The 24,606-nt window shown below is 65.4% G+C and carries 27 protein-coding genes, 4 tRNA genes and 1 riboswitch; of the genes, 20 read left to right on the plus strand and 11 right to left on the minus strand.

Going from position 1 to position 24,606, the window contains the following annotated elements:
• Positions 1–8: 8 nt before the first annotated feature.
• From FHR95_RS03815 to FHR95_RS03825, 3 genes are all read right to left on the minus strand, one after another.
• Positions 9–1,136 (minus strand): DUF294 nucleotidyltransferase-like domain-containing protein, encoded by a 1,128-nt coding sequence (locus FHR95_RS03815; protein ID WP_183313435.1) that lies wholly within the window; start codon positions 1,134–1,136, stop codon positions 9–11.
• A 53-nt stretch (positions 1,137–1,189) separates the two neighbouring features.
• A complete protein-coding gene (locus FHR95_RS03820) occupies positions 1,190–1,504 on the minus strand; it encodes an HlyU family transcriptional regulator (protein WP_040187167.1) in 315 nt (104 codons plus the stop codon).
• Positions 1,505–1,585: 81 nt separating this feature from the next.
• Positions 1,586–2,803 (minus strand): argininosuccinate synthase, encoded by a 1,218-nt coding sequence (locus FHR95_RS03825; RefSeq protein ID WP_183313436.1) that lies wholly within the window; start codon positions 2,801–2,803, stop codon positions 1,586–1,588.
• 145 nt (positions 2,804–2,948) lie between these two features.
• On the opposite strand from FHR95_RS03825, the gene rnt reads away from it, so the two are divergent.
• Positions 2,949–3,617: a ribonuclease T gene (gene rnt, locus FHR95_RS03830; RefSeq protein ID WP_040187169.1), complete on the plus strand. Its 669-nt coding sequence runs from the start codon at positions 2,949–2,951 to the stop codon at positions 3,615–3,617.
• Between the two features lie 109 nt (positions 3,618–3,726).
• On the opposite strand, the gene FHR95_RS03835 is transcribed toward rnt, so the two are convergent.
• Positions 3,727–4,071 (minus strand): Grx4 family monothiol glutaredoxin, encoded by a 345-nt coding sequence (locus FHR95_RS03835; protein WP_183313437.1) that lies wholly within the window; start codon positions 4,069–4,071, stop codon positions 3,727–3,729.
• Positions 4,072–4,260: 189 nt separating this feature from the next.
• Here FHR95_RS03835 and argF point away from each other — a divergent pair, with 189 nt between their 5' ends.
• The 7 genes from argF (at position 4,261) to FHR95_RS03870 (ending at position 10,280) form a co-directional block, all read left to right on the plus strand.
• Complete coding sequence (gene argF, locus FHR95_RS03840) at positions 4,261–5,181, plus strand: ornithine carbamoyltransferase (protein ID WP_183313438.1); 921 nt, start codon at positions 4,261–4,263, stop codon at positions 5,179–5,181.
• Positions 5,182–5,303: 122 nt separating this feature from the next.
• Positions 5,304–5,612, plus strand: coding sequence for a hypothetical protein (locus FHR95_RS03845; RefSeq protein WP_040187172.1), 309 nt, complete (start codon positions 5,304–5,306; stop codon positions 5,610–5,612).
• Between the two features lie 77 nt (positions 5,613–5,689).
• Positions 5,690–5,812, plus strand: a riboswitch (TPP riboswitch).
• Positions 5,813–5,873: 61 nt separating this feature from the next.
• The gene (thiO, locus tag FHR95_RS03850) at positions 5,874–6,971 is read left to right on the plus strand and encodes a glycine oxidase ThiO (RefSeq protein WP_246378369.1); all 1,098 of its coding nucleotides are present in this window, start codon (positions 5,874–5,876) and stop codon (positions 6,969–6,971) included.
• Positions 6,968–7,177 carry a sulfur carrier protein ThiS gene (gene thiS / locus FHR95_RS03855; protein ID WP_183313440.1) on the plus strand — a complete coding sequence of 70 codons (210 nt, stop codon included), beginning with the start codon at positions 6,968–6,970 and terminating at the stop codon, positions 7,175–7,177. Before thiO ends, thiS begins: the two co-directional genes overlap by 4 nt.
• The gene (locus FHR95_RS03860; RefSeq protein WP_183313441.1) at positions 7,177–7,980 is read left to right on the plus strand and encodes a thiazole synthase; all 804 of its coding nucleotides are present in this window, start codon (positions 7,177–7,179) and stop codon (positions 7,978–7,980) included. Before thiS ends, FHR95_RS03860 begins: the two co-directional genes overlap by 1 nt.
• A 120-nt stretch (positions 7,981–8,100) precedes the next feature.
• The gene (locus FHR95_RS03865; RefSeq protein WP_183313728.1) at positions 8,101–9,234 is read left to right on the plus strand and encodes an alcohol dehydrogenase catalytic domain-containing protein; all 1,134 of its coding nucleotides are present in this window, start codon (positions 8,101–8,103) and stop codon (positions 9,232–9,234) included.
• The gene (locus FHR95_RS03870; RefSeq protein ID WP_040187175.1) at positions 9,231–10,280 is read left to right on the plus strand and encodes a proline racemase family protein; all 1,050 of its coding nucleotides are present in this window, start codon (positions 9,231–9,233) and stop codon (positions 10,278–10,280) included. Before FHR95_RS03865 ends, FHR95_RS03870 begins: the two co-directional genes overlap by 4 nt.
• A gap of 82 nt (positions 10,281–10,362) precedes the next feature.
• Here FHR95_RS03870 and FHR95_RS03875 read toward each other — a convergent pair whose 3' ends face one another.
• Both FHR95_RS03875 and FHR95_RS03880 read right to left on the minus strand, forming a co-directional pair.
• Positions 10,363–11,466 carry a DUF4236 domain-containing protein gene (locus FHR95_RS03875; RefSeq protein WP_183313442.1) on the minus strand — a complete coding sequence of 368 codons (1,104 nt, stop codon included), beginning with the start codon at positions 11,464–11,466 and terminating at the stop codon, positions 10,363–10,365.
• Between the two features lie 198 nt (positions 11,467–11,664).
• A tRNA-Ala gene (locus FHR95_RS03880) sits at positions 11,665–11,740 on the minus strand.
• A gap of 228 nt (positions 11,741–11,968) precedes the next feature.
• Between FHR95_RS03880 and uvrY the strand changes: the two genes are divergently transcribed.
• The 8 genes from uvrY (at position 11,969) to nadB (ending at position 18,352) form a co-directional block, all read left to right on the plus strand.
• A complete protein-coding gene (gene uvrY, locus FHR95_RS03885) occupies positions 11,969–12,616 on the plus strand; it encodes a UvrY/SirA/GacA family response regulator transcription factor (RefSeq protein ID WP_040187181.1) in 648 nt (215 codons plus the stop codon).
• Positions 12,617–12,683: 67 nt separating this feature from the next.
• Positions 12,684–14,498: an excinuclease ABC subunit UvrC gene (gene uvrC, locus FHR95_RS03890; RefSeq protein ID WP_183313443.1), complete on the plus strand. Its 1,815-nt coding sequence runs from the start codon at positions 12,684–12,686 to the stop codon at positions 14,496–14,498.
• A gap of 66 nt (positions 14,499–14,564) precedes the next feature.
• Positions 14,565–15,116: a CDP-diacylglycerol--glycerol-3-phosphate 3-phosphatidyltransferase gene (pgsA, locus tag FHR95_RS03895; protein WP_040187184.1), complete on the plus strand. Its 552-nt coding sequence runs from the start codon at positions 14,565–14,567 to the stop codon at positions 15,114–15,116.
• Positions 15,117–15,189: 73 nt separating this feature from the next.
• Positions 15,190–15,264: transfer RNA gene (locus FHR95_RS03900), tRNA-Gly, on the plus strand.
• 114 nt (positions 15,265–15,378) lie between these two features.
• Positions 15,379–15,452 (plus strand) — tRNA-Cys (locus tag FHR95_RS03905).
• Between the two features lie 33 nt (positions 15,453–15,485).
• Positions 15,486–15,572, plus strand: a tRNA-Leu gene (locus tag FHR95_RS03910).
• A gap of 58 nt (positions 15,573–15,630) precedes the next feature.
• The gene (locus tag FHR95_RS03915; RefSeq protein ID WP_183313444.1) at positions 15,631–16,791 is read left to right on the plus strand and encodes an FUSC family protein; all 1,161 of its coding nucleotides are present in this window, start codon (positions 15,631–15,633) and stop codon (positions 16,789–16,791) included.
• Positions 16,772–18,352 (plus strand): L-aspartate oxidase, encoded by a 1,581-nt coding sequence (gene nadB, locus FHR95_RS03920; protein WP_183313445.1) that lies wholly within the window; start codon positions 16,772–16,774, stop codon positions 18,350–18,352. Before FHR95_RS03915 ends, nadB begins: the two co-directional genes overlap by 20 nt.
• Positions 18,353–18,383: 31 nt before the next feature.
• Here the strand turns inward: nadB and FHR95_RS03925 are convergent, their stop codons facing one another.
• Positions 18,384–18,734, minus strand: coding sequence for a hypothetical protein (locus tag FHR95_RS03925; protein ID WP_183313446.1), 351 nt, complete (start codon positions 18,732–18,734; stop codon positions 18,384–18,386).
• 7 nt (positions 18,735–18,741) lie between these two features.
• Positions 18,742–19,035: an FAD assembly factor SdhE gene (locus FHR95_RS03930; RefSeq protein ID WP_183313447.1), complete on the minus strand. Its 294-nt coding sequence runs from the start codon at positions 19,033–19,035 to the stop codon at positions 18,742–18,744.
• Positions 19,036–19,235: 200 nt separating this feature from the next.
• Here FHR95_RS03930 and FHR95_RS03935 point away from each other — a divergent pair, with 200 nt between their 5' ends.
• Genes FHR95_RS03935 through lapB form a run of 3 tightly spaced genes read left to right on the plus strand, consistent with a single transcriptional unit; the run spans position 19,236 to position 21,075 of the window.
• Positions 19,236–19,532: an integration host factor subunit beta gene (locus tag FHR95_RS03935; protein ID WP_040187190.1), complete on the plus strand. Its 297-nt coding sequence runs from the start codon at positions 19,236–19,238 to the stop codon at positions 19,530–19,532.
• 51 nt (positions 19,533–19,583) lie between these two features.
• The gene (locus tag FHR95_RS03940; RefSeq protein WP_040187192.1) at positions 19,584–19,889 is read left to right on the plus strand and encodes a lipopolysaccharide assembly protein LapA domain-containing protein; all 306 of its coding nucleotides are present in this window, start codon (positions 19,584–19,586) and stop codon (positions 19,887–19,889) included.
• Position 19,890: 1 nt separating this feature from the next.
• Entirely contained in the window at positions 19,891–21,075 is a 1,185-nt protein-coding gene (gene lapB / locus FHR95_RS03945; protein WP_183313448.1) for a lipopolysaccharide assembly protein LapB, read from the plus strand.
• On the opposite strand, the gene pyrF is transcribed toward lapB, so the two are convergent.
• Complete coding sequence (pyrF, locus tag FHR95_RS03950) at positions 21,069–21,782, minus strand: orotidine-5'-phosphate decarboxylase (RefSeq protein ID WP_183313449.1); 714 nt, start codon at positions 21,780–21,782, stop codon at positions 21,069–21,071. The genes lapB and pyrF overlap by 7 nt on opposite strands.
• 212 nt (positions 21,783–21,994) lie before the next feature.
• Here pyrF and FHR95_RS03955 point away from each other — a divergent pair, with 212 nt between their 5' ends.
• The gene (locus FHR95_RS03955) at positions 21,995–22,285 is read left to right on the plus strand and encodes a ComEA family DNA-binding protein (RefSeq protein ID WP_425485260.1); all 291 of its coding nucleotides are present in this window, start codon (positions 21,995–21,997) and stop codon (positions 22,283–22,285) included.
• Between the two features lie 66 nt (positions 22,286–22,351).
• Here the strand turns inward: FHR95_RS03955 and FHR95_RS03960 are convergent, their stop codons facing one another.
• Both FHR95_RS03960 and iscB read right to left on the minus strand, forming a co-directional pair.
• The gene (locus FHR95_RS03960) at positions 22,352–23,113 is read right to left on the minus strand and encodes an SDR family oxidoreductase (RefSeq protein WP_183313450.1); all 762 of its coding nucleotides are present in this window, start codon (positions 23,111–23,113) and stop codon (positions 22,352–22,354) included.
• 70 nt (positions 23,114–23,183) lie between these two features.
• Complete coding sequence (gene iscB, locus FHR95_RS03965; protein ID WP_183313451.1) at positions 23,184–24,551, minus strand: RNA-guided endonuclease IscB; 1,368 nt, start codon at positions 24,549–24,551, stop codon at positions 23,184–23,186.
• Positions 24,552–24,606: the final 55 nt, after the last annotated feature.

A 24,606-nucleotide genomic window follows, 5' to 3' on the forward strand; every position in this document is an offset into this window, starting at 1 on the left:
CACCGGGCTTAAAGACGGCGCGCCCTTCTCAGCAGCACGCGGATCTGCAGCAGATCGTGGCGTAAAAGAAGCCGCTGATCCTCTCCCAGCCGGGCGATATTCACCCAGACATCGGGCGTGCGCCCCTCGGTCAGGGCCAGTCGCTGCTCATCGAGCATCAAAGCCTGCAAGCGCTCGTGTGCCGCCGTCAGGGCCCGGGCGTGCTCGGGTTCCAGCACCTCCCGCATCACCAGTGCCGCCAACCGTGAGCGAGTATCCGGCGGGCGCACAGCGTTTCGAACGGCGAGCAGGCGCACGGCATTGACCAGCGGCAGCATGCCCTGGCGCTTGAGGTTGATGGCTCGCTCATGGGGAGCACCCTCGCCGTCGCCACCGAGCCGGCCGAGCCGATCCAGGGCCAGCGGCAATTCATCGAGCAGGCTGGCCATCTCGTCAAGGAACAACGACGACGCCGGCATCACGCCTGCCACCGTATCGGCCAGCGCCTCGGCCAGTGACGTCTCGCCATGGACCGGAAAGAAATCAAACAGGATATTAGCCTGCTGGACGCGCTTGATCCGGCGCTCGGCGGTCCAGATATTGAGCTGTGCCCGCCACTCCGAGAGCCGCTTGCGCCACATCGGCCAGCGCCCCATGACATGCCCCTGACAGAGCGGGATTCCGGCCTCATCAAGGCGTGCGGTGAAGCGCTCGCCCAGCGACTGAAAATAGCCGTCGATCTCGGTATGCCGCTCGTCGGGATAGTCGGCGATGATCATGGCGTTATCCTGATCCGGCGCCAGCAGGCTCTCGTGGCGCGCCCCAGAGCCCAGGGTCAGCACACAGAAACCTGTCGGCGGCTCCCCCCAGCCCTGGCCGCGCATCTCCTCGAGAGAAAGTCCAATGGCGCGCCGATAGAGCCAATCATTGTGGTCGCTGATCAGCTGGCTGATGCGCCAAGCGGGCAGGTCGAGCCTGTCCAGGGCGTCCACCAGCTGCCATTGCCAGGCGTGGGCCTCGGCCAGGGCGGGGGTAAGTCCCAGGTTCAACAGGGCCTGGCGCAGCGGGTCGAGCAGCACCGGCCAGTCGCTGGGATCGGGCAGCGCGTCGGTGGCGAACAGTCCCCGCCAGGGCGAGGCGCGGTGCAGCAGGCGCATGAGGACTCCGGATCAAGGGATTGATCGGCATGTCCTGAAGTATAAGGCGAGTCTCAGCGCGGTGAGAACATCTCGTCGCCAACCTCATCGATGAAGCGCTGCGCCTTGCTGACCATCAAGGCGTCGCAGGCGTCGCGACCCGGCAGCATGTCAGAACGCTCGAAGCGGTGCTCGAGCATGCTGCCCTCCTCGCCCTCGGCCGCCGGCAGGGGCTTGCGGATCCAGCCGCTGACCCGAAACTGGCCGCCCTGGTCGGCGGGTTCGGAGACGATCAGGTAGCCCTTGTACTCTACCGGCTCGGCGGAGGCGGCATTGCCGGGTGTGCTGTTGTCACCCCCCAGCAGGCCGGATAACAGTTTCTTGAACATGGTGCTCTCCTCGCATGGGATCTGCCTTGACACGACGACGCCGGCATCAAGCCGGCGTCGAGGAAGGCATGACGGTCAGGTTCAGTCCTGCCTGCGACCCTTGCCGGCGGCGATGCGCAGGCGCAGGGCGTTGAGCTTGATGAAACCCTCGGCGTCCTTCTGGTCGTAGGCGCCCGCATCGTCCTCGAAGGTGGCGATGGACTCGTCGAAGAGCGAAGCCTCCGACTTGCGGCCCGCCACGGTGGCACTGCCCTTGTAGAGCTTCATGCGCACCACGCCGGAAACGTTCTTCTGGGTCTCGTCGATGGCAGCCTGCAACATGCGGCGTTCCGGGCTCCACCAGTAGCCGTTGTAGATCACCTCGGCATACTTGGGCATCAGCTCGTCCTTGAGGTGGGCCTCCTCGCGGTCGAGGGTCAGCGACTCGATGGCGCGATGGGCACGCAGCATGATCGTGCCCCCCGGCGTCTCGTAGCAGCCGCGGGACTTCATGCCCACGTAGCGGTTCTCGACGATGTCGAGGCGACCGATGCCGTTGTCGCCACCCAGCTTGTTGAGTTTCTCGAGAACCTCGTGGGGCTTCATCGGCACGCCGTCGATGGCCACGATATCGCCTTTATCGTAGGTCAGCTCGATGTAGGTGGGCGACTCCGGCGCGGCCTCCGGCGACACGCTCCAGCGCCACATCTCCTCCTCGGCCTCGGCCCAGGGATCCTCGAGGATGCCGCCTTCATAGGAGATATGCAGCAGGTTGGCATCCATCGAGTAGGGCGACTTCTTCTTGGAGGAGAAATCCACCGGGATGTCGTGCTGCTGGCAGTAGGCCATCAGTTTCTCGCGGGAGTTGAGGTCCCACTCGCGCCAGGGCGCGATGACCTTGACGCCCGGCTTCAACGCATAGGCGCCCAGCTCGAAGCGCACCTGGTCGTTGCCCTTGCCGGTAGCGCCGTGGGAGATGGCATCGGCGCCGGTCTGGTCGGCGATCTCGATCAGGCGACGGGCGATCAGCGGCCGGGCGATGGAGGTGCCGAGCAGGTACTCACCCTCGTAGATCGTGTTGGCGCGAAACATCGGGTAGACATAGTCACGCACGAACTCTTCACGAAGATCCTCGATATGGATCTCCTTGACCCCCAGCGCCTGGGCCTTGGCACGGGCCGGCTCGACCTCCTCGCCCTGGCCGATGTCCGCGGTGAAGGTCACGACCTCGCAGTCATAGGTTTCCTGCAACCACTTGACGATGACGGACGTGTCCAGGCCGCCGGAATAGGCGAGCACGACCTTCTTGACATCGGACATGCTGAGGCTCCTCTAGGTAACGTTCTTGAAAGGGGCGATTATAGCGCGCCGAGCTTGCAGCGAATACCGGCGACGCGACTCGCCGCAGGCAAGCTGCTAGACTTTCGCGGTTTCGAGAGACGATGGCCCAGACAAGGAGAGGCGCATGAGCGAGGCGATCGCCCGCGAACTGATGGCGCAGCGATTCCGCAGCTTCCTGCCCGTGGTGGTGGATCTGGAAACCGGCGGTTTCAATTCCGAGCGCGATGCGATTCTCGAGATTGCCGCGGTCACCCTGACCATGGACCCGGACGGCAACCTGATCCCCGACGCCACCTATGCCTACCATGTCACCCCTTTCCCGGGGGCCAACGTGGAGCAGTCGGCGCTGGACTTCACCGGTATCCGCCTCGATGATCCGCTACGCCAACAGGTGGCCGTCAGTGAGGCCGAGGCACTGGGCGAGATATTTCGCCCGGTGCGCAAGTCCATCAAGGCTCACGGCTGCACCCGCGCCGTACTGGTCGGTCACAATGCCGCCTTCGATCACGGCTTTCTCAATGCCGCGGTCAACCGCTGCGGCATCAAGCGCAACCCCTTTCATCCCTTCTCGAGCTTCGACACGGCCTCGCTCGGCGGCCTGATCTATGGCCAGACCGTGCTGGCCCGAGCCTGTCGCGCCGCAGGCATCGAGTTCGACAACAGCGCCGCCCACTCGGCGCGCTACGATACCGAACGCACCGCCGAGCTGTTCTGCGCCATGGTCAATCGCTACAAGGACCTGGGCGGCTGGGCCCTGGTGCAAAAGGAACAGGGGCTGGACGAGGAGCCGTAAGCTGGAAGCTGGAAAGCTTGCTGTGTTCCATAGCAAACATCCCCCGCAGCCATGCTGCGGGGGATGTTTTCTTCCAGCTTCCAAGGCGCGAAGCGCCGCTCTTCGAGCTTCAGGCCTCCGGCTGATCGTCCTTGTGATTGGCAGCGGCGTCCTTGACCAGCTTTTCCAGTTCGCCGGTCTGGTGCATCTCGACCACGATGTCACAGCCGCCGACCAGCTCGCCCTCGACCCACAGCTGCGGGAAAGTCGGCCAGTTGGCCACCTTGGGCAGCTCGGCACGAATGTCCGGATTGTCCAGAACGTTGACGAAGGCGAAGCGCTCACCGCAGGCCATCAGGGCCTGGACGGTCTGGGCGGAGAAGCCGCATTGCGGCAGCTGGGGGGTGCCCTTCATGTAGATCAGGATGGGGTTCTCGCCGATCTGGCGCTGGATGTTCTCGACGGTGGTGCTCATGACATCTCCCTTTTCGTTGGGCCGGCTCGCGACGGATCGGACCTCGATAGATCTTGGCCGGCCGGCATTCGGGCAATACCCGAGTGCGCTGGTCGGCCTTGTGAATGGTGCCATTCTACTGATGACGGGCGCGTTGCGCATCCCCCCCGGGCTGGCTAGGATGGGCGTTTTTTCCCGTGGAGCGACACCATGGCTACCCGCCATTTCCTCACCCTGCTTGACCTCAGTCCGGACGAGCTGCGCTACCTGATCCAGCGCGCCATCTCGATCAAGAACGGCCTGAAGACCCACGGGCCAACCTATACGCCCTTCGCCAACCGTACCCTGGCGATGATCTTCGAGAAATCCTCGACGCGCACCCGAGTCTCCTTCGAGACCGCCATGGCCCAGTTTGGCGGTCACGCGCTGTTTCTCTCCCCCCGCGACACCCAGCTGGGGCGCGGTGAACCCATCGCCGATACCGCGCGCGTGCTCGCGGAAATGGTCGATGCGGTGATGATCCGCACCTTTTCCCACCAAGGCCTGGAGGCGTATGCCGCCGCCAGCACGGTGCCGGTGATCAACGCCCTCAGCGACGACTACCACCCCTGTCAGCTGCTCGCCGATGTGATGACCTGGACCGAGCTGCGCGGCAGCGTCAAGGGCCGCACCGCGGTGTGGATCGGCGACGGCAACAACATGTGTCACTCCTGGATCAATGCCGCCCGTCAATTCGACTTCCAGTTGCGCATCTGCTGCCCCGAGGGCTATGAGCCGCGCCAGGATATCCTCGCCGCCGCCGGCGACCGGGTGACCCTCCTGCGCGACCCCCAGCAGGCCGTGGCCGAGGCAGACCTGGTCACCACCGACGTCTGGGCCTCCATGGGCCAGGAGGAGGAGCAGGCCAGACGCGAGGCCGATTTCACCGGCTTCCAGGTGAACGAGGCGATGCTCGACCGGGCAAAGGACGACGTGCTCTTCCTGCACTGCCTGCCCGCCCACCGCGGCGAAGAGATCAGCACGACCCTGCTCGATGATCCGCGTGCGGTGGTCTGGCAAGAGGCGGGGAACCGCCTGCATGCCCAGAAGGCGCTGATCGAGTTCCTGCTCCTGGGCCGCGTGGAAGGCTGAAGGCGCGCCGCCCGGCCCGGCCGAGTGGCACGCCGGGCGGAGCACGTTAGACCTTGGTATGACATCGACCTTCGTCGCATGTATAATGCGCCGCAGCAGAATCCTCAAGGAGATGCGGCAGCATGACAGCACACGACACTCCCAGCACCAACGGCATGCAGCGCAGCCTGCGTCAGTGCCTCTCCAACATGGCCGCCCTGCTCTTTCGTCAGGGGCACGTACTCGAGACGGTCACCGTCCCGCACCGTGGGCTCAACCGCAGCGAGCTTAAATCGCTGGGTGAGGCCGACCGTGACTGGGCGCCCTGTCAGCACATCCTCGAGACCAGCCAGGCGGCGACCTGGAACGACCAGCAACGATTCGTGCTGACCGGCCTGGGTCGCGAGTTGCTGTTCGACATGTTCGGCGAGGGGGCCGCCGACTGCGCCTGAGCAGCACAAGACGCCATCGCTGCCAATGCCCGGACACGCGACGCGTTTGCGTGCTCCGGCATCTTTGGTTAAGTTGACAAGACTTGTCGGGGAGCCCCGGTACACGCAACGCGCTGTACACGGGGGCTGAGATCGGTACGGCCGAACCCGTTGAACCTGATCAGGTTGATGCCTGCGGAGGGAACAAGCGCATTTTTTCCTGCCTGCCTCCCGACGCCATCCCGCTTGATCAGCCATGTCTCCTGCTGGATGGCCGCTATCTTGACACCTGGTACCCATCACATTGCCATCGCCGGCGCCGGCCTGCTGGGGCGCCTGGTCGCCTGGCAGCTTCTGCGCGACGGTCACGCCGTCACCCTCTATGACGCCGGGCCACTGGACGCCCCGCCCGCGGCGGCCTGGACCGCCGCCGGCATGGTCGCACCGCTCTGCGAAACGTCGATCTCCGAGCGCTGTGTCCACGATATGGGCCGCTTCGCGCTGACTCAGTGGCCGACGTGGCTCGAGGCGCTCGAGGCCCCCTCGCTGTGGCAACAGAACGGCAGCCTGATGGTGGCGCATCCCCAGGACCTGGGCGAGCTCACCCAGTTCCGCCGCGACCTCGACCATGCGCTGGGCGGCGACTCCCCCTGCCAGACGCTCAGCGGTAGCGACATTCAGCGCCTGGAACCTGACCTGGCCGGGGGCTTCCACCAGGGACTCTACCTGCCGGACGAGGCTCACCTGGACAACCGCACCCTGCTCTCCCGGTTACTGGAGGCGATCCGCGCCCTGGGCGGAGAGTGCCATGGCCACTGCCCGGTGGAGACTTTCCCCGGCGAGGTCGCCACCGCCGAGGGCCGACGACACTTCGACCTGGTCGTCGACTGCCGAGGCACCGGCGCCCGGCCCCACCACCCTAGCCTGCGCGGCGTGCGCGGTGAAACGCTGCACGTTCAGACCGCCGAGATCCGGCTATCGCGACCGGTTCGGCTGATGCACCCCCGATACCAGCTCTACGTGGTCCCCAAGCCGGAGCATCGCTTCGTGATCGGGGCCACTCAGATCGAGAGCGAGGACCGCTCGCCGGTGTCGCTGCAATCTTCGCTGGAGCTCGGCAGCGCCCTATACACGCTATCTCCGGCCTTCGCCGAAGCACGTATCCTGGAACAGGGCGTCAACCTGCGCCCCGCCTTCCTTGACAACCTGCCGCATGTCACCCATCAGCAGGGACTGATCAGTGCCAATGGCCTGTTCCGTCATGGCTACCTGCTCGCGCCGGCTGTGGTCTGCCACCTGCTGGCCGAAATTCGCGGCCACGGTGACCAGCCCTTCGCCGACATTCTGGCGGCACGCCCGCCGCAGGAGACTACTGCATGAACCAGATCACCCTGCACCTCAATGACCAAACGACCCGTCTTTACGCCGGCACTCCCCTGGCAGAGGCCCTGCAGGCCTGGCACTACGCCGACCGCCGGGTTGCGGTGGCGGTCAATGGCGAGTTCGTGCCCCGCTCCGCCTACGCCGAGCGGATCCTGCACGACAACGACCGCATCGATATCGTGGCGCCGGTAGGAGGTGGCTGATGAACGCACGCGACGACGACACCCTGACGCTCTACGACGAGACCTTCGGCAGTCGTTTTCTGCTCGGCACCGCCCTGTATTCCTCGCCGACCGTCATGCAAGAGGCCATTCGAGCATCAGGCTGCGAGATGGTCACCCTGGGGCTGCGCCGCCAGAATCCTGCCTCGGGCGACGGCGACGCCTTCTGGCAGATCCTGCGCGACAGCGGCTGCCGGCTGCTGCCCAACACGGCCGGCTGCCGCTCGGCCCGCGAGGCCATCACCCTGGCCCAGATGTCACGAGAACTGTTTGAAACGCCCTGGATCAAGCTCGAGGTGATCGGCGACGACTACAACCTGCAGCCAGACCCGTTCGGACTGCTGGAGGCAGCCCGCGAACTGATCGATCAGGGCTTCAAGGTGCTGCCCTACTGCACCGACGACCTGGTGCTCTGCCAGCGATTGCGCGACGCCGGCTGCCAGGCGCTGATGCCCTGGGGCTCGCCCATCGGCACCGGCCTTGGCCTAATGAATCGCTATGCCCTCCAGACCTTGCGCCAGCGCCTTGATGTGCCGCTGATCATCGATGCCGGCCTGGGAGCCCCCTCCCAGGCCACCGAGGCCATGGAGATGGGCTTCGACGGCGTACTGCTCAACACCGCGGTGGCCAAGGCCCATCGCCCCGTGCAGATGGCCGAGGCCTTCGCCGAGGCGATTGTCGCCGGTCGCAAGGCCTACCGGGCCGGGCTGATGCAACAGCGCCAGACCGCCAGCCCCAGCACACCGACAGTCGGACAGCCCTTCTGGCACCGCGCAGGCAGCTGAACGGCCCCACCATGGCGGTGAAGGGGATGACGTGGCCTCGGCAAAGTCTGCTATCGTCTAGGCCAGTCGATAGCAGACGAAAGGAGGCACTCAGTGAGCCGCGAGACAACACCCGACACCATGGCCGCCATGCTGCTGACCGGGCATGGTGACCTCGACAGACTGGTCTATCGCGAGGATGTGCCCACCCCGCAGCCGGGAGCCGGCGAGGTACTGGTCAAGGTCACGGCCACCGCCAAGAACAACACCGACCGCAAGGCCCGCGAGGGGCTCTATCCGGTCAAGAAAGGCGAGGTGACCTCGTTTGCCATGGGCGGCACGCCGACCCTGACCTTTCCGCGCATTCAGGGCGCCGACATTGCCGGGCGCGTGGTGGCGGTGGGCGAAGATGTTGATGCCGCACGGATCGGCGAGCGCGGCCTGCTCGACTTCAACCTCTACCCGAACGCCCGGCGTGATATCAACCTGACCCCGGACTACTACGGCCACGGCGCCGACGGCGGCTTCGCCGAATACGTCGCCGTGCCGTCGGATCAGTTCCACCACGTGCCCAACCCCGAGCTTGCCGATGCCGAGCTGGCCGCCATGGGCATGTGTTCCTACCAGACCGCCTACCACATGATGACCTCGGCTGGCGTTAAGGCCGGCGAGCGAGTACTGGTCAGCGGGGCCAGCGGTGGGGTCGGCACCGCGCTGATCCAGCTGTGCCGTATCGTGGGTGCCGTGCCCTACGCGGTGAGCCAGCAGGAGAAGGCCCCGGCGCTGAAGGCGCTGGGCGCCGAGGCGGTGATCGATCGCGGCGACCTGGCAGGCTTTGCCGAGCGAGTGCTCGAGGCCACCGGCGGCGCACCCATCGACGCGGTGATGGACCTGGTCGGCGGCGAAATGACCGACCGCTTCATCGACACCATGATCCAGGACATGAAGGCGCGCACCACCTACCCGCGGCTCTCCATCGCTGGAGCCAGCGGCGGCAATATCAGCGAGATCCTGTGGACCCGGTTCTACCTCTACCAGGTACAGATTTTCGGCGTCTCCCACGGCACCCGTGAGGAGGCCGAACAGCTGATCGCCTGGATCCGCGCCGGCGAGCTCAAGCCGGTGCTGCACGCCGCCTTCCGGCTTTCCGACCTGCACCAGGCCGAACGCTACTTCGTCAGCCGCGACAGCAATTTCCTGGGCAAGATCGTGATCGTCCCCGACAGCCAGTGGGACGAGCACGGTGCGCCCTTCGCCCTCGAGGGACACTCATGAGCCAGGAACTGACTCTTCAACTGATCGACACGCACGCCGGCGGCGATGTCAGCCGCATCGTGGTCGGCGGTATCGAGCCTTTGCCCGGCGCTTCGGTGCGAGACCAGATGCACTACCTGCGCGACGATGCCGATGGCCTGCGCAAGCTGCTGCTGGACGAGCCCTACGGCATTCCCGAGATGTCGGTGGACCTGCTCGTCCCCGCCAGTGACCCGGCCGCAGAAGTGGGCTACATCATCATGGAAGTGATGGGCTACCCCATCTACTCCGGCTCCAACACCATCTGCACCGCCACGGCGGTGCTAGAAAGCGGCCTGGTGGCCAAGCAGGAAGGGCGCCAGCGCTTCAAGCTGGAGTCGCCGGCGGGCCTGGTGCAGATCGAGGCGCTGGTCGAGAACGGCGTGGTGGAGGCGATCACCTGCGGGGGCCTGCCCAGCTATATCGACACCTACCGCGCCTCGATCCATGTGCCCGGTCTGGGCGACGTGACATATAGTGTTGCCTACAGCGGCGGCTTCTATGCCCTGGTGGACGCGACCGAGCTGGGCTTCCACCTCAATCGCGACGAGGAGCGGGAGCTCGCCGACTGCGCCCACCGCATCGTCGAGGCGATCCAGGCCGAGCGCGGCTTTTCCCACTACACCCTGGGCGACGTGGGCCCGCTACCCTTCCTCCACTTCATGGGCCCCCTCGAACAGGTCGGCGACCACTTCTACCGCTCCCGTTCGACGACCTATGTGCATCCCGGCGTGATCTGCCGCAGCACCACCGGCACCGGCACCTCGGCCCGACTGGCGCTGATGCACCATGAGGGGCGCATCCAGCCGGGCGACAAGCTGGAAACCGTCTCGCTGCGCGAGACAGGCTTCATCGGCGAGTTCACCGGCACACGACAGGAAGGGACTCACACCGTGGTGGAGAACACCATCACCGGCAAGAGCTACGTATTGGCCCGTTCCGATATTGTCGTCAACTGCGACGATCCCCTGGTGGAGTGCGCCGGCCTGCACCATATCCTGAGCACCGGCAAGGCCTCGTCGGACTGAACGCCGCCGGCGAGTCGACTCGCCGACAGAAACCGTCAACCCCGGACCCGAGGCCAGCCAAGCACGAGCGGCTGGCCTCGCATCAGCGCCAACGCCAATCCAGCTCGAATGGCGTGACGTCGCGAAACGTGCCGGCTCGGGTCATCTCGCGTCGCAGGGGGAAAGCCGTCAGCGCGTCGGCCGGGTCGAGGCGTGCCAATCGATTGAAGTCGACGGCCTCCCATGCCTCGCGGGTAACTTTGACACTGAAAAGGTAGCGGCGTCGGCACTCACCGCTGGCCGGATCCTCGACTCGGCAATGGCCGGAGACCAACGCACGCTCGATGCCCGGCAGCCGGGCAAACACCGTGCCCAGCACACGAAACGCCACCCCGTGCACATGACACCGATAGAGCTCACGCTGTCGCATGGTGCCGAGTTTGCGCGCCGAGAGCTTGAGACGCTTGGCGGGCATGGTCCAGTAACGGTCGGGCAGCTCATTCTCGTCCGGCAGGTCAATGTCCAGGGCAATGGTGTGAGCATCGTCGCTCAGCTCGAAGTCGACCCTCGTCTCACGGGGCCAGTCGAGCTCGTTCAGCCGCTCGGACAGCGTCTGCTGCATGGCCTCGGGGTGGTTCCAGGCCGCCACCTCCTCACGCTGCTGGCGCTCGAACTCGTGGGCATCGAACTCTGCCTTCTCCCACTCCCAGGCACGATAGGCCTCGGCATGCGCTGCTTCGCGGCGCGCATTCTCCTGGTCGAGGCGCGTCCGGGCCGCCGGCCAGAGGAGATGTCGCCAGTCGGGCTGCTCGCGGTGCATCGGTGCGGGTGGAGGCACAGGATAGCTGCGCGGCTGATAGCCGGTGACCTGCGGTGGCGGCGTCTGCTCGTGCAGGCATTCGAGAGCGTCGAGATCGGCATTGAGCGTATTGCAGTGCGACGCAAGTGCAGCACGTATCGTCGCCTCGCAGTGACGCCGCACGGCACGAGCCTCGGCCTCGGGAAGGCGGCGCCCGTCGGGATGCCGATAGCGGATTTCCCCGTTGGCGGCGATATCGAGGCACACCGGCACTGCCTCGCCTTCCTCGCCCGTGGCCAACTGAAGGCAGAGGCCGGGCGGCCCCACCGATAGCCCAGGGCGCAGCTTGCAGGTGAACAGTCGCGCACCGCAGGCGAGCAGAATGCGACGTTGGAAGCGAAAGCCCACGATGGTCTCCCGGATGACCGAACCAAAACCACAGGGTACTGCACTGTCAGGCGTTCGTAACGCGGGATATTGGCCCGGCATGCCGCTGGCGGAAGCTCGCCCGTTGTGACAATCTGCCCGATAGGAGCATTCATGGACGGGCACCAACGAAAACGCCGCCTGTAGCAGAGCTTCAGGCGGCGTTTTCATGTAAGCGGTTGGTGGAGCCTAGCGGGATCGAACCGCTGACCTCAACACTGCCAGTGTTGCGCTCTCCCAGCTGAGCTAAGGCCCCACATCGTTCCCGCCATGCGAGAACGAGACGCATACTACTTAGCCCGCTGCGATGGGTCAAGCCCCAGCGGGCAGTTTCACTCTGCTGCCTTGTGCCAATTCCCCTTAGGGACGGGATATGCCACCCTAAGAGCATGATGTGAGTCGGCCGTTGTGTTGGCGCCTTACGGTTCAAGCAGGCTCCGTCATGAAACGACACTCACCCACCACATCTTCAGGAGCGTCCTCGTTGATCAGGGTTCTCGTCGCCGATGACCACCACCTGGTTAGGACCAGCATCGCTCACCTGCTGAATGCCGAGCGAGGGATCCGCGTGGTCGGCGAAGCCGCCGATGGCGAAGAGGCCATCACCCAGGCACGCAAGCTCGAGCCGGATATCGTGCTGATGGATATTCGCATGCCGGGGATCGGCGGCCTGGAGGCGACCCGCAAGATCAACCGCTTTGCCAGCGACATCCGTATCCTGGTGCTGACGGCCTTCATCGAGGAAACCTTCGCCCAGCGTCTGCTCGAGGCCGGGGCGCATGGTTTCATCAGCAAGGGCTGCCAGCATGACGAGATGGTCGAGGCGATTCACTGCGTGTTCGGGGGTCAGCGCTATGTCAGCCCCGAGATCGCCCAGCGGCTGGTCCTGTCGCGCATCGATGCACCGGACAACCCCTTCGATCAGCTCTCGCAGCGCGAGCTGCAGGTCGCGATGATGGTCGTCAATTGCCAGCGCGTCGCCGACATCGCCGACCGCATGTTTCTGAGCCCGAAGACCGTCAACACTTACCGCTACCGGATCTTCGAGAAGCTTGGCGTAACCTCGGACGTCGAGCTGACGCATCTCGGCCTGCGTCACGGCCTGGTCGACGGCTTTACAGACACGGATTGAGCGCCTTCCCGAGAGCCCTCTCTGATAGAATACCGGCTCCGCTTCCCGTCCCCGGCACGCCTTCTCCATGAGTTTCGATTCTCGCGATTTCCTCGGCAGCGTCAGCGAATCCCCCGGCGTCTACCGCATGCTCGACGAGCATGGCGAGACCCTCTATGTCGGCAAGGCGCGTCGTCTCAAGGCGCGCCTGGCGAGTTACTTTCGCGGCGCGCTCAACACCAAGACCCAGGCCCTGGTGGGCCGCATCGCCGACATCCAGGTGACGGTGACCAACAGCGAGACCGAGGCCCTGCTGCTCGAGCAGACGCTGATCAAGGAGCTGCGCCCGCCCTACAACATCCTGCTGCGCGACGACAAGTCCTATCCCTTCGTCTTCGTCAGCGACCGCCACCCTTTCCCCGCCCTGGAATACAAGCGGGCCCGGGTGCGCCACAACGATGGCCGCTACCTCGGCCCCTATCCCAGCAGCGGCGCCGTGCGCGAGAGCCTGTCGCTGATGCAGAAGATCTTCCGCATCCGCAACTGCGAGGACAGCGTCTTCGCCCACCGCACCCGCCCCTGCCTGCAATACCAGATCCAGCGCTGCAGCGCCCCCTGCGTGGGCTATATCAGCGAGGCGGACTACCGACGCGACCTCGAGCACGCCGTGATGTGCCTCGAGGGCAAAAGCGAGGCGGTGACCCGCGAGCTGAGCGAGGCCATGGAGGCCGCCAGCGGCCGGCTCGACTTCGAGGAGGCCGCCCGGCTTCGCGACCAGGTCCAGCACCTGCGCCAGATGCAGCAGCGCCAGTTCGTCGACACCGGCGGTGGCGATGCCGATGTCTTCGCCCTGGCCAGCCGTCCGGGAGCACTGTGCATCTCGGTGCTCACGGTCCGCCAGGGCCGCCTGCTGGGGGCCCGCCACCATGCCCCGGCCAACGGGCTCGACCTGGGCCCCGAGGCGCTGCTCGGCGACTTCATCAGCCAATTCTATCTGGGCCAGGCCAGGGAGATCCCGGCGGAGGTGATCGCCAGCCACCCGGTGCCGGACGCCGAGCTGATCGCCCGCGCGCTCGCTGAGCGCGCCGGCAAGCGCATTCGCCTGACCGACCAGGTCCGCGGCCATCGCGCCCAGTGGCGCGAACTGGCGCGCACCAACGCCGAACAGCAATTGGCCAGCCAACTGGCCAGCCAGACCCAGTTGGCGAAGCGCTTCACGGCCCTGCGTGACGTTCTGGGACTCGAGGAGACACCTTGCCGTCTGGAGTGCTTCGATATCAGTCATAGCCACGGCGAGGCCACGGTAGCCTCTTGCGTGGTCTTCGACGAGAACGGGCCACGCAAGTCCGATTACCGGCGCTTCAACATCGAGGGGGTTGCCGCCGGCGACGACTATGCTGCCATGCGCCAGGCCCTGACCCGCCGCTTCAAGCGCCTTGCCGAAGGCGAAGGCGAAACCCCGGACATCCTGATCGTCGATGGCGGCAAGGGACAGCTGAACATGGCGCGCGAGGTCTTTGCCGAGCTGAACGTCAGCGGCATCATCTTGCTGGGTGTCGCGAAGGGCACCACCCGCAAGGCGGGGCTCGAAACGCTGTTCGTCGAGACGGTCGACCACAGCCTGGACCTCGACGGCGCCTCCCCGGCCCTGCACCTGATCCAGCACATCCGTGACGAGTCCCACCGCTTCGCCATCGCCGGCCACCGGGCACGTCGCGACAAGACGCGCCGTACCTCCACCCTGCAGGACATCCCGGGCGTGGGGCCGCGTCGCCGACGCGAGCTGCTGCGTTTCTTCGGTGGCCTGCAAGGGGTCAAGCAGGCCAGTCGCGAGGAGCTGGCCCGGGTCCCCGGCATCAGTGCTACGCTGGCCGAAACGATTCATCGTGCCCTGCATGGATGAGTCAGCCCCCGGCGGATAGAATGAGAGGGTTTCCGGTATCCCCCAAGGCAAGGACCGCACCTACCGATGAACATACCCAACCTGCTCACCCTGGCCAGAATCGTCTTCATCCCGCTGCTGGTGGTGCTGTTCTACCTGCCCTTCACCTGGAGCATGCCGCTGGCCGCCGCGCTGTTCGCGCTGGCCGCGGTGACCGACTGGCTCGACGGCTACCTGGCCAGGCGCTGGGACCAGTCCACGCCCTTCGGCGCCTTCCTCGACCCGGTGGCCGACAAGCTGATGGTGGCCGTGGCCCTGGCCTTGCTGATCGAGCGCTACGAGGCCATCTGGCTGACCCTGCCAGCGCTGGTGATCATCGGCCGGGAGATCGTCATCTCGGCCCTGCGCGAATGGATGGCCGAGATGGGCAAGCGCGGCCAGGTAGCGGTCTCGTGGATCGGCAAGGTCAAGACCACGCTGCAGATGGTCGCGCTGCTGGTGCTGCTGGCCTTCGCCCCCGGCACCCCCGTAGCCCTGCTGGGCGTAGCGACCCTCTACGTGGCGGCCCTGCTGACCCTGTGGTCGATGTTTCTCTACCTCAAGGCCGCCTGGCCGCACCTGAGCAGCTCGATGCGCTGAGAGGCTTGCACCGAAGAGCTTGAAAAGTGTTTGACAGTCACCGACTTATCCGTATAATTCGCTCTCGAGTCAGGCGGGAATAGCTCAGTGGTAGAGCATCGCCTTGCCAAGGCGAGGGTCGCGAGTTCGAATCTCGTTTCCCGCTCCAGACTCAAGGCAAGACAAAGAGTCAATGCGTGCGACAGCCAAATCGCGAGCCGGTGCGCCGGTCAGATCGAAGCTCGTTTCCCGCTCCATTCCCCACGAATGGCAAGACTCATGAGGCTGGATGGCAGAGTGGTTATGCAGCGGACTGCAACTCCGTGTACGCCGGTTCGATTCCGACTCCAGCCTCCATCATTCCCCTAGCTGCCCGCTCGGAACCGTGCCGCCCGGATGGCGAAATTGGTAGACGCAAGGGACTTAAAATCCCTCGGTGGCAACACCGTGCCGGTTCGAGCCCGGCTCCGGGCACCAGCTTTCCTGCACCCTTCCGGCAAGCGTCGGGCGAGACCCTCCAACGGGACGCCGTGACATGATCCTGCCGCGCCTGCGCGACCCCTACTTCAACTATCAGCATCGGCGCAAGCTGCATGTGCTGCGCATTGTGCTGGCCCTGTGCATTACTTTCGCCATCATCGAGTTCTTTGCTATCCAGCACAGCGGCTGGGCGCTGGTCAGCACCATCATGGTGATGGGCAATCTGCCGCATATCGGCGGCGTGCTGGACAAGGGTCGCCAGCGCCTGCTGGGTACCCTGCTGGGTGCCGGCTGGGGCCTGCTGCTGATCCTGCTGCCGCTGACCTGGCCGCCACTCATCCCCCTTGCTACGCTCGCCGGCATTGCCGTCGCCACCTGGCTGACCTTCAGCAACCGGCACGGCTACAGCGGCCTGATGTTCGCCATCAGCCTGCTGCTGGTGGTCGGAGGCGGCACCCAGGAGCTCGATATCGCCCTGTGGCGCGCCTTCGACGTACTGCTCGGCACCCTGGTGGGCATCAGCGTCACGGTGCTGGTGCTGCCGCAGAAGGCCACCGACATGATGCGCTTCATGCTGGCCGACAACCTGGACCGCATGGGGCGGCTCTATCATGCCCACACCTCGGCCACGGCGGCTCCCGACATCGATACCCGCGAGATGCTCAAGGCCGCCAGCAGCCTGCTGGTCAAGCAGCGCGGCCTGGTGGATGCCATCCATCGCGAGCGACGGTTGAGCCGCCACGAGTCTGACGAGCTGATCTCGCTGCAGCGGCGCATGCTCTCCACCATCGAGCTGCTGCTCGAGACCCACTGGAGCAGTCGCGACGGACATGAGCGGATCGACGCCATGGACGGACTCCGCGAAGAGCAGCACACCCTGGCTCGCGGCATCGGCACCCTGGCCTTCCAGGTACGCACCGGCCAGCAGGTCGACGTGACTATCACTTCCTTCGAACTGCAGCGCCACGCCGAGCTGGCCGGCAATGCCCGCTCCGCCGATGGCCGCATGCTCTTCAGCCCCAGCGGCTATCTGTGGCTCAATCGGGAGCTGGCACGCCTGACGGCCAACCTCACCCAGTGCCTGGGTGGGCTCGAGCGCCTACCCAGCCGGCGGCTGCGCCGCCGGGCGCCCCACCACGGGCTGACCGCGGACACCTCGGCAATCGCGCGAGCCAACACAAAAGAAGGAAAGGCAGATGACAGACGGCAAGCATGAGGTGCTGGTCATCGGCGGCGGCGTCGCCGGGCTGGTACTGGCACTGGAAGTGGCCGACCATCGCCGGGTCACGCTGCTGCGCCCGACCAGCGACGATCAGGGCGCCAGCCGCTGGGCCCAAGGAGGCATCGCCGCCGTGCTCTCCCCCCAGGACGATATCGAGGCCCACGTGGCCGACACCCTGGTGGCGGGCGACGGCCTGTGCGACGAACCCGCCGTGCGCTTCACCGTGGAGCAGGGGCCGTCGGCCATCGAGTGGCTGCTGTCACTGGGCGTTCCCTTCACGCCGGACGCGAGTGCCGATGCCGGCTACCCCTACCACCTCACCCGCGAGGGCGGCCATGGTGCGCGCCGCATCATCCATGCCGACGATGCCACCGGGCGTGCCGTGGTCGATACCCTCAAGCAGCACGTGGAGTCCCACCCGAACATCCAGCTGTGCGGCGAGCTTACCGCTATCGGCCTGATCGCCGACGGCGAGGGACTCTGTCGCGGGGCACGTTGCCTGGATGCCGGCGGCCGGCTGCAGGAACTGCTGGCCGAGGACACCGTGCTCGCCACCGGCGGGGCCAGCGGCCTCTACCGCCATACCACCAGTCCACAGCCGGCCAGTGGCGAGGGCATGATGATGGCCGCCGAGCTCGGGGCCGAGCTGATGAACCTGGAGTTCCAACAGTTCCACCCCACCTGCCTTTTTGATCCTGAGGGTCCCGCCTTTCTGATCAGCGAGGCCGTTCGTGGCGAGGGCGGGCTACTGCTCAACGCTGCGGGCGAACGCTTCATGCCAGCGGTGGACCCCCGGGCCGAGCTGGCGCCCCGGGATATCGTGGCCCGGGCCATCGACGCACAGATGCAGCGCACCGCCAGCGACCATGTCTACCTGGATATCCGCCACCTCGGCGAAGCCGCCATTCGCCACCACTTCCCGACCATCCATGCCCACTGTGCCCGTCGCGGACTCGACATTGTGCGCCAGCCGATCCCGGTGGTACCGGCCGCGCACTACAGCTGCGGCGGCATCACCACCGATCTCGGGGGCGCCACCACGGTCCCGCGGCTCTACGCCATCGGCGAGGTAGCCTGCACCGGCCTGCATGGGGCCAACCGCATGGCCAGCAATTCGCTGCTGGAATGTCTGGTTTATGCCCGCAGCTGTGCGCAACGCTTGCGCGCTGCAAAATCCCCGTCGACTGCCGAGCCGATCCCGGCGCCGTGGGGCCGGAAGCCGGTACCGATGGGCGAGATCGAGCAGATCCGCGAGGCGATGCGCCAGCTGATGAGTGCCCGCGTCGCCATCGTGCGCACCGATCATGGACTGGACGAGGCGGCGAAAGGCCTCGACCAGCTTCATCAGCGTCTCGCGCCCATGATGAGCGACGCCATGGCGTCGGTGCCCCTGGCAAATCTCTGGCATGCGCTACGTCTGGCGCGCCTCACCGTGACCTGCGCTCGCGCGCGACGGGAGTCCCGCGGCCTGCACTTCAACCCCGACTGCCCGGTCCACGGCGACGCGACCCCGCATCCATCCCGAATCCGCCTGCAGGCCCTTGAGACCATTTAAGCCAAGCTCTACACAGCGCAAGATCAGGCCTTCAGGGCAACGGCAGCAGCTCACGACGCAGGCGACGCAGCGACTCGGCGTCGCTGCTGTCGGGCCACAGCCACAGGCGCCGCCCCTCGACCCTCAGTCCGATCAGCCAGGGGCCGAGGTAGTCGCAGCGCAGGTTCACCGGACGCCAGGCCTCATCGACGCTGTCACGCCAGGCCCAGGCCACAGCCCCGGCTGCCGTCGGCGTGCCACGCAGCGCACCCTGCAGGCGCTGCCGGACCAACGTGGCCAGCACCCCGCCCAGCACCAGCGCCACGATCACGACGGCCCAGGGAGGCGCTGTCACCACCAGCAGCCCGGCAACCGAGGCGGCGCAGAAACCATGGGCGGCCAACGCAAGCCTAGAGGTTACGATAGCGATCGTTGTCGGTGGTCTCGGCATGTTCGACGATCATCTTGACGATACGCCGACGCGCCGGGTCCGCGGGCCACTCGCGGCGCATCAGCCAGGCGAACAGATCCTGATCCTCTTCCTCGATCAGCGACCGGAAGGCCGCCTGATCGGCTTCGTCCAGATCACCATAGCGCTGCTCTAGGAAGGGAATCAGCAGCAGGTCCAGTTCCCACATGCCGCGGCGCGAGTGCCAGTAAAGGCGCTTGCGAAGGGTAGCTTCCGGAGACGAATCGTCGTTCAAGGTCGGCCTCGTCGGGTCGGATGAGTGTAGCGTCAGTATACCCGAGCCCCGCCACGTCGGCAGCCCGCACTACCGGGCGCATACCTGCCTCGAGAAAAGGTCGTAGTGCGTTGTTTTTTCGAGACTTGCGCAGTATGCTTTTAAAAAACAACAACGCCGGGATCGCATTGACCCAGGCAGGGCTGCACGGAGTAGAACAGATGACCAAGTCTGAACTGATCGAACAGATCGCCATGCGACAGCCAGAGCTGTCGGTCAAGGAGGTCGAGGCAGCGGTCCGCCTGATCCTCGATGACATCACCGACACCCTGGCCGAGGGAGGACGCGTGGAGATCCGCGGCTTCGGCAGCTTCTCCCTCCATTATCGGGAGCCGCGCGTGGGTCGCAACCCCAAGACAGGGGAACCAGTCGCACTCGACGGCAAGTTCGTGCCACACTTCAAGCCCGGCAAGGAGCTGCGCGAACAGGTAGATGCCAGCCGCGCGCTCGGCTACTGAACGGCGCCCCGCGATCGCCGTCTCTCCTTCAACCGACATGGGAACAAGCACATGCGTTGGCTAAAAGGCCTGATCCTGGCCATCATCCTGCTGGTGGTGTTACTGATCGGCATCCTCTTTGCCGTCAACAACCAGCAGGCCCTGCCCCTCAACCTGATCTGGATCGAGCTGCCTGCAGCCTCGCTCTCCGTCTGGCTTCTGGCATCGCTGGCCGTAGGCGTGCTGCTGGGAATGCTCGCCATGACTGGCATCTACCTGCGCCTGCGCACACTGCTGACCCGTGCCCAGCGGCATAACCAGCAGCAGCGCAAGGAACTCGACCGCCTGCGCGTCCAGGAGATGAAGGAACTCCCCTAGAATGCCCGATGTTTTCCTGCTGGCCCTGCTGGTAGTAGCCGTCGCCATCGGCTGGTGGCTAGGCCGCCGGGAGTGCCAGGGCAGCGGCAGGAAATCACCGTCGCCGGCACTGTCGCGGGACTACTTCGTCGGCCTCAACTACCTGCTCAACGATCAGCAAGATCGGGCCATCGAGACCTTCATCGGCGCGCTCGAAGTCAACAGCGACACCATCGAGACACACCTGGCACTGGGCAACCTCTTCCGCACCCGTGGCGAGCCAGATCGCGCCCTGAAGATCCACCAGAACCTGCTCGCCCGCCCGACCCTGACCCCCGAGCAGAGCGACCGGGTGCAGCTCGAGCTGTCCCGCGACTTCCTCGCCCTGGGACTGCTCGACCGTGCCGAACGATTGCTGCAGGGCCTAGTGCGCGACAGTCTGGATGACGAACTGCGTGACGCGTCGCGGCGCTTGCTGGTCGACCTGCTGGAGCGCGAGGGCGAGTGGCAGGCTGCACTGGATGTCGCCCTGCCTCGACTGGTACGACAGTACGACGACATCCGCAGAGCCGCCGCGCACTGGCTGTGTGAGCTTGCCGATCAGGAACGGCATTCGGCCAGCCCTGCACTGGCCAGGCGCCACCTACGCCAGGCACTGAACACCGATCCGCACTGCGTGCGTGCCAACCTGCTGCTGGCGGACATGGAGCACGATACCGGCCAGTACAAGGCGGCCATCCGGCTGCTCAGGCGAGTTCCCGATCAGGACCCTGCTTTCACCCCCGCCATTCTCGAGCCTTTGACCCGCGCCTACCGCTTGCTGGATGACGAAGCGGGCCTGATCCGCTGCCTGCAGGAGCTTCTCGAGCAGACGCCCTGCACCAGCGTGATCACACGGCTGGCCGAGGCGCTGCGCCACCATCAGGGTAACGACCGGGATGCCCTGGCGCTGGTCACCGAGCGGCTCGACCATGCCCCGAGCCTGGGCGCGATGCACTACCTGCTGAACCTCTACCGATACAATGCCAATGGCGAGGAGGACGAGCGCCTCGCACTGCTGCAGCACCACACTCACAGCCTGGTTCAGGCGCTGCCCCGCCACCGCTGCCGGCGCTGCGGCTTCTCCGGCGAACGCCTGCACTGGCAGTGCCCCCGCTGTCGCAGTTGGGGCACCACCAAGCCAATCACCGGCATCGAGTGTCAGTAGCCGGGCTCAGCCCCCGGAAGCTCGCGCTCGATAGCGGCCAGGGCTGCCATCGGCTCTTCCGCCTGGGTCACCGGGCGCCCCACCACCAGGTGGGTACTGCCAGCCGCCATGGCATCGGCCGGGGTCATGACGCGACGCTGATCCCCCGCCACGGCAAAACTCGGGCGAATGCCAGGCGTGACCTTGAGAAAATCTTCGCCACAGTGCGCACGCAGTCGCGACGCTTCCTGCGCCGAACAAACCACGCCGTCCATGCCACTATCACGAGCCAATGCGGCCAGGCGCTCGACCTGGTCGGCAGCCGACGCCTCGACACCCACCTCAGCCAGGTCGGCGGTCTCCATGCTGGTCAGCACCGTCACCGCAATCAGGTGAGTTGCCAGCCCCTGATTGTCCAAGCGCTCCCGCGCCGCCGTCATCATGCGGCGGCCACCGCTGGCATGGACATTGACCATCCACACGCCCTGCTCAGCCGCGGCCTGGACCGCCCCGGCCACGGTATTGGGAATATCATGAAACTTGAGATCGAGGAATATCTCGAAGCCACGGCCATGCAGGGCATCGATCACGTCAGGACCACTGCGGGTAAAGAGTTCCTTGCCTACCTTGAGCCGGCACCGCGACGGATCGAGCCGGTCGGCCATGCACAGCGCGGCATCCAGGGAAGCATAGTCGAGAGCGATGATCAGGGGTGAAGCGGTGGGCACGAGCAGGCTCCTGGCGGACAGATGACCCGGCAAGTATATCAGTCATGGCTGACAGCGCATGTCCGCAATGTCGTCGCTTTCCTTTCGGCAATCACTTACATGATGTGGCGGAAATCGCTGACATGAGCAATAGCGGGAGCCCACTAGCTTGAAAGGGGCAGGTCGGCGCGTCGTGTGTCGACCACGACCATCCAGGAACAAGGAGAGGGATCATGAAGAGCGTCATTAGGCAACGCCTGCCCGGACTGCTGCTGGTCATGCTGCTGGGCCTTTCCCCCTTCATCGCCGGCCAGGTCCTGGCCCAGGAGATGGAGCCGATCAACATCAACAGTGCCGACGCCGAGTTGCTTGCCGAACTCCCGGGCATCGGAGAGACGCGTGCGGCAGCGATCATCGAGGACAGAGAGGCAAATGGTCCCTATGCGAGCGCCGAGGATCTGACACGCGTGAGTGGCATCGGCGAGGCCACCGTGGAAGGCCTGGCCGACCAGGTGACCTTCTGAGGGCATCAATCCATGACGCCGGTCGTCACTCTGACCGGCGTTACTCGTCGAGCCGACAATGCCCGGTCAGAGGCGCAGTCCCCCATCGCATTCGATCACCCGGCCAGTGAAATAGTCGTTGGTCATGACGAACGCCACGCTCTCGGCAATGTCCTGGGGGTCGCCAAGCCGACCCAGGGGCACCCCTGCCGTCAACTTGTCGAGCATATCCTGACGCATCGAAGCGGTCATCTCCGTCTCGATGAAGCCCGGTGCTACCGCCCCCACGCGAATGCCGTAACGTGCCAATTCCGATGCCCAGGTGGTGGTGAGCGCCACGACACCCGCCTTGGCCGCGGCATAGTTGCTCTGCCCCATATTGCCGGCCCGTGAGATGCTCGAGATATTGACGATGACGCCCCGGTGGCCCGCCTCGATCATCTGCACCGATGCCTCGCGCCCGCAGAGGAAGACCCCCGTCAGGTTGACGTCGATCACCTGCTGCCATTTATCGAGCGGCAGGGTCTTCTCTACCTTGCCGTCCTTGGCCTTGACCAGCAGGCCGTCTTTCACGATACCGGCGTTGTTGACCAGGCCATGGATTGGAGCCAGCGACGTGGCAATATCGCCAAATGCCTGCTTCACCGACGCCTCGTCGGCCACGTTCACCATGAAGCCTCGAGCCTCGATTCCGTCGGCATGAAGGTCGGAGACAGCATCATCGAGGGAATCGCCGTCCATGTCCAAGAGGGCCAGCCTCGCTCCCTGGCTACCCAGCCGCTTGGCCATGGCAAGGCCGAGGCCGCGGGCACCACCGGTGATAGCAATAACGGTATTGTCGAGTTTCATCAGAATTTGCGCGGGATACCCGGTACTTTCAGTGCCGGGAGGGATAGCGCGTCGCCCACAGGGCGACCTGTTACACTACCGCCTGCCCCGCTCCTCCCTTTGGTTGAATGGATGAGGTGAGGTGGTAGCCGTAGCCATCACCGCGTTGGATCAGCAAGCAGTGCTTGTGCGAAATGCCCTGCACGACCCCCTGCTCGGTTTGGATGTTGAAGCTTCCTGTTTTACGCACAGCGACTCGTCCGGTGTGGGTTCCGGCTTTCTTGCCGGTGGTGATAATCGCCCGCACCATGTCGCCCGTCTGAAAACCGCGAACCTGCTTTTGCCGCATTAGATAGCCATGCGGGAAGCCGTGCCGGGTCAATCGGGTTCGCTGATAGCTGCCGCGCCCGGTGCCCTTGATGACCTGCGTGGGGCAGTTCTCGCCATGCAGCCGGCCGAATGGACCGACGCAGGCGGCATCGAGGGCGTGGGTCTTGGGAATGCCGAGGCGCTGGCGGTTGTACCTGGTGCGCCCACCACTACCTGCTGTCACCGGCAGACCGGTGGCCTTGAGGGCGTTGAACAGTGCCCAGCGTGTCGCGTTGACGGCGCTGGCATCCCGCAGCGGGCGCTTGAGCTCACGTTGCACGCGCGCCAGCCGAGCATCCGCCGACAGACTGTTGGCCTTGAGTCGCTTCTTGAGCCCCTTGTCGGTGGTGAAGAAGGCGTCCAGCGTGCCGTTGCCTTTGCCCTGGTTGCAGGCGTGGCAGGCCAGCGTCAGGTTGCTGACGCGGTGCGAGCCACCGTGAGCGCGAGGTACCACATGCTCGACCTCCAGTGGGGTGTCCTGGTCGCCACAGTAGGCGCACTCGCGTCCCCACTTTTCCAGCAGGTATTCGCGCACCTCGTAGCCGAGCAGCGAACCCTGCTGGTGCTCGACACCACTGATCTCCGGGTTTTCCAGCTTCTGCGTATCAAAGCGCACCAACTCCTGACTGATGGCAGTGATCGGCGCCAGTCGCGTTAGCCGGTTCACCCAGGCCGTGACGGTATCGACACGGTGCTTCAGGCTGGGGGCCAGCCAACCGTTGGGTCGGGTGCGGTTGTCGAAGCGCGGCGCCCGATACCGAAGGTTAGCTGAGCGACGGCGACGCCGAAATGAAGCTCGCTGCACCAGTGCCTTTTTGATCTGGAAGCCACGATGGACAAGATCAAACAGGCACAGGATATGACGATCCTCGGCATCCTCGCGCACCAGCGCCAGCCCAGAGGTCTTGCTGCCGGGGTCGATGCCGAGTCGCAGCGGCTGGGTGTCGCCAGCCACCCGTTCCTTGAGCCGGATCGTGAACGGATAGCGCTTATGCACCACCGCCCGACCCCGCGCCAGCAGCAGCCGGGCGCGTTTCTCGCTGCACGGCATCAAGGGCCGCTTCTGTTTATCCAATACGAAAACCGCCATGCGATTTTCTCCCTATCAATGCCCTTACGGGCCTGGTGTCGCGGGCCTGTCGGCC

The organism is Halomonas fontilapidosi (assembly GCF_014192285.1).
Lineage (GTDB): Bacteria > Pseudomonadota > Gammaproteobacteria > Pseudomonadales > Halomonadaceae > Halomonas > Halomonas fontilapidosi.

Excerpts from the sequence above, each read along its gene's own strand:
- uvrC (WP_183313443.1), top strand. The coding sequence starts at position 12,684 with ATGAGTTTCGATTCTCGCGATTTCCTCGGCAGCGTCAGCGAATCCCCC.
- FHR95_RS03955 (WP_425485260.1), top strand. The coding sequence starts at position 21,995 with ATGAAGAGCGTCATTAGGCAACGCCTGCCCGGACTGCTGCTGGTCATG.
- FHR95_RS03845 (WP_040187172.1), top strand. The coding sequence starts at position 5,304 with ATGACAGCACACGACACTCCCAGCACCAACGGCATGCAGCGCAGCCTG.
- rnt (WP_040187169.1), top strand. The coding sequence starts at position 2,949 with ATGAGCGAGGCGATCGCCCGCGAACTGATGGCGCAGCGATTCCGCAGC.
- FHR95_RS03960 (WP_183313450.1), bottom strand. The coding sequence starts at position 23,113 with ATGAAACTCGACAATACCGTTATTGCTATCACCGGTGGTGCCCGCGGC.
- FHR95_RS03815 (WP_183313435.1), bottom strand. The coding sequence starts at position 1,136 with ATGCGCCTGCTGCACCGCGCCTCGCCCTGGCGGGGACTGTTCGCCACC.
- pgsA (WP_040187184.1), top strand. The coding sequence starts at position 14,565 with ATGAACATACCCAACCTGCTCACCCTGGCCAGAATCGTCTTCATCCCG.
- FHR95_RS03835 (WP_183313437.1), bottom strand. The coding sequence starts at position 4,071 with ATGAGCACCACCGTCGAGAACATCCAGCGCCAGATCGGCGAGAACCCC.
- iscB (WP_183313451.1), bottom strand. The coding sequence starts at position 24,551 with ATGGCGGTTTTCGTATTGGATAAACAGAAGCGGCCCTTGATGCCGTGC.
- nadB (WP_183313445.1), top strand. The coding sequence starts at position 16,772 with ATGACAGACGGCAAGCATGAGGTGCTGGTCATCGGCGGCGGCGTCGCC.
- FHR95_RS03935 (WP_040187190.1), top strand. The coding sequence starts at position 19,236 with ATGACCAAGTCTGAACTGATCGAACAGATCGCCATGCGACAGCCAGAG.
- FHR95_RS03870 (WP_040187175.1), top strand. The coding sequence starts at position 9,231 with ATGAGCCAGGAACTGACTCTTCAACTGATCGACACGCACGCCGGCGGC.
- FHR95_RS03860 (WP_183313441.1), top strand. The coding sequence starts at position 7,177 with ATGAACGCACGCGACGACGACACCCTGACGCTCTACGACGAGACCTTC.
- FHR95_RS03940 (WP_040187192.1), top strand. The coding sequence starts at position 19,584 with ATGCGTTGGCTAAAAGGCCTGATCCTGGCCATCATCCTGCTGGTGGTG.
- FHR95_RS03865 (WP_183313728.1), top strand. The coding sequence starts at position 8,101 with ATGGCCGCCATGCTGCTGACCGGGCATGGTGACCTCGACAGACTGGTC.
- thiS (WP_183313440.1), top strand. The coding sequence starts at position 6,968 with ATGAACCAGATCACCCTGCACCTCAATGACCAAACGACCCGTCTTTAC.
- FHR95_RS03825 (WP_183313436.1), bottom strand. The coding sequence starts at position 2,803 with ATGTCCGATGTCAAGAAGGTCGTGCTCGCCTATTCCGGCGGCCTGGAC.
- lapB (WP_183313448.1), top strand. The coding sequence starts at position 19,891 with ATGCCCGATGTTTTCCTGCTGGCCCTGCTGGTAGTAGCCGTCGCCATC.
- FHR95_RS03915 (WP_183313444.1), top strand. The coding sequence starts at position 15,631 with ATGATCCTGCCGCGCCTGCGCGACCCCTACTTCAACTATCAGCATCGG.
- argF (WP_183313438.1), top strand. The coding sequence starts at position 4,261 with ATGGCTACCCGCCATTTCCTCACCCTGCTTGACCTCAGTCCGGACGAG.
- FHR95_RS03820 (WP_040187167.1), bottom strand. The coding sequence starts at position 1,504 with ATGTTCAAGAAACTGTTATCCGGCCTGCTGGGGGGTGACAACAGCACA.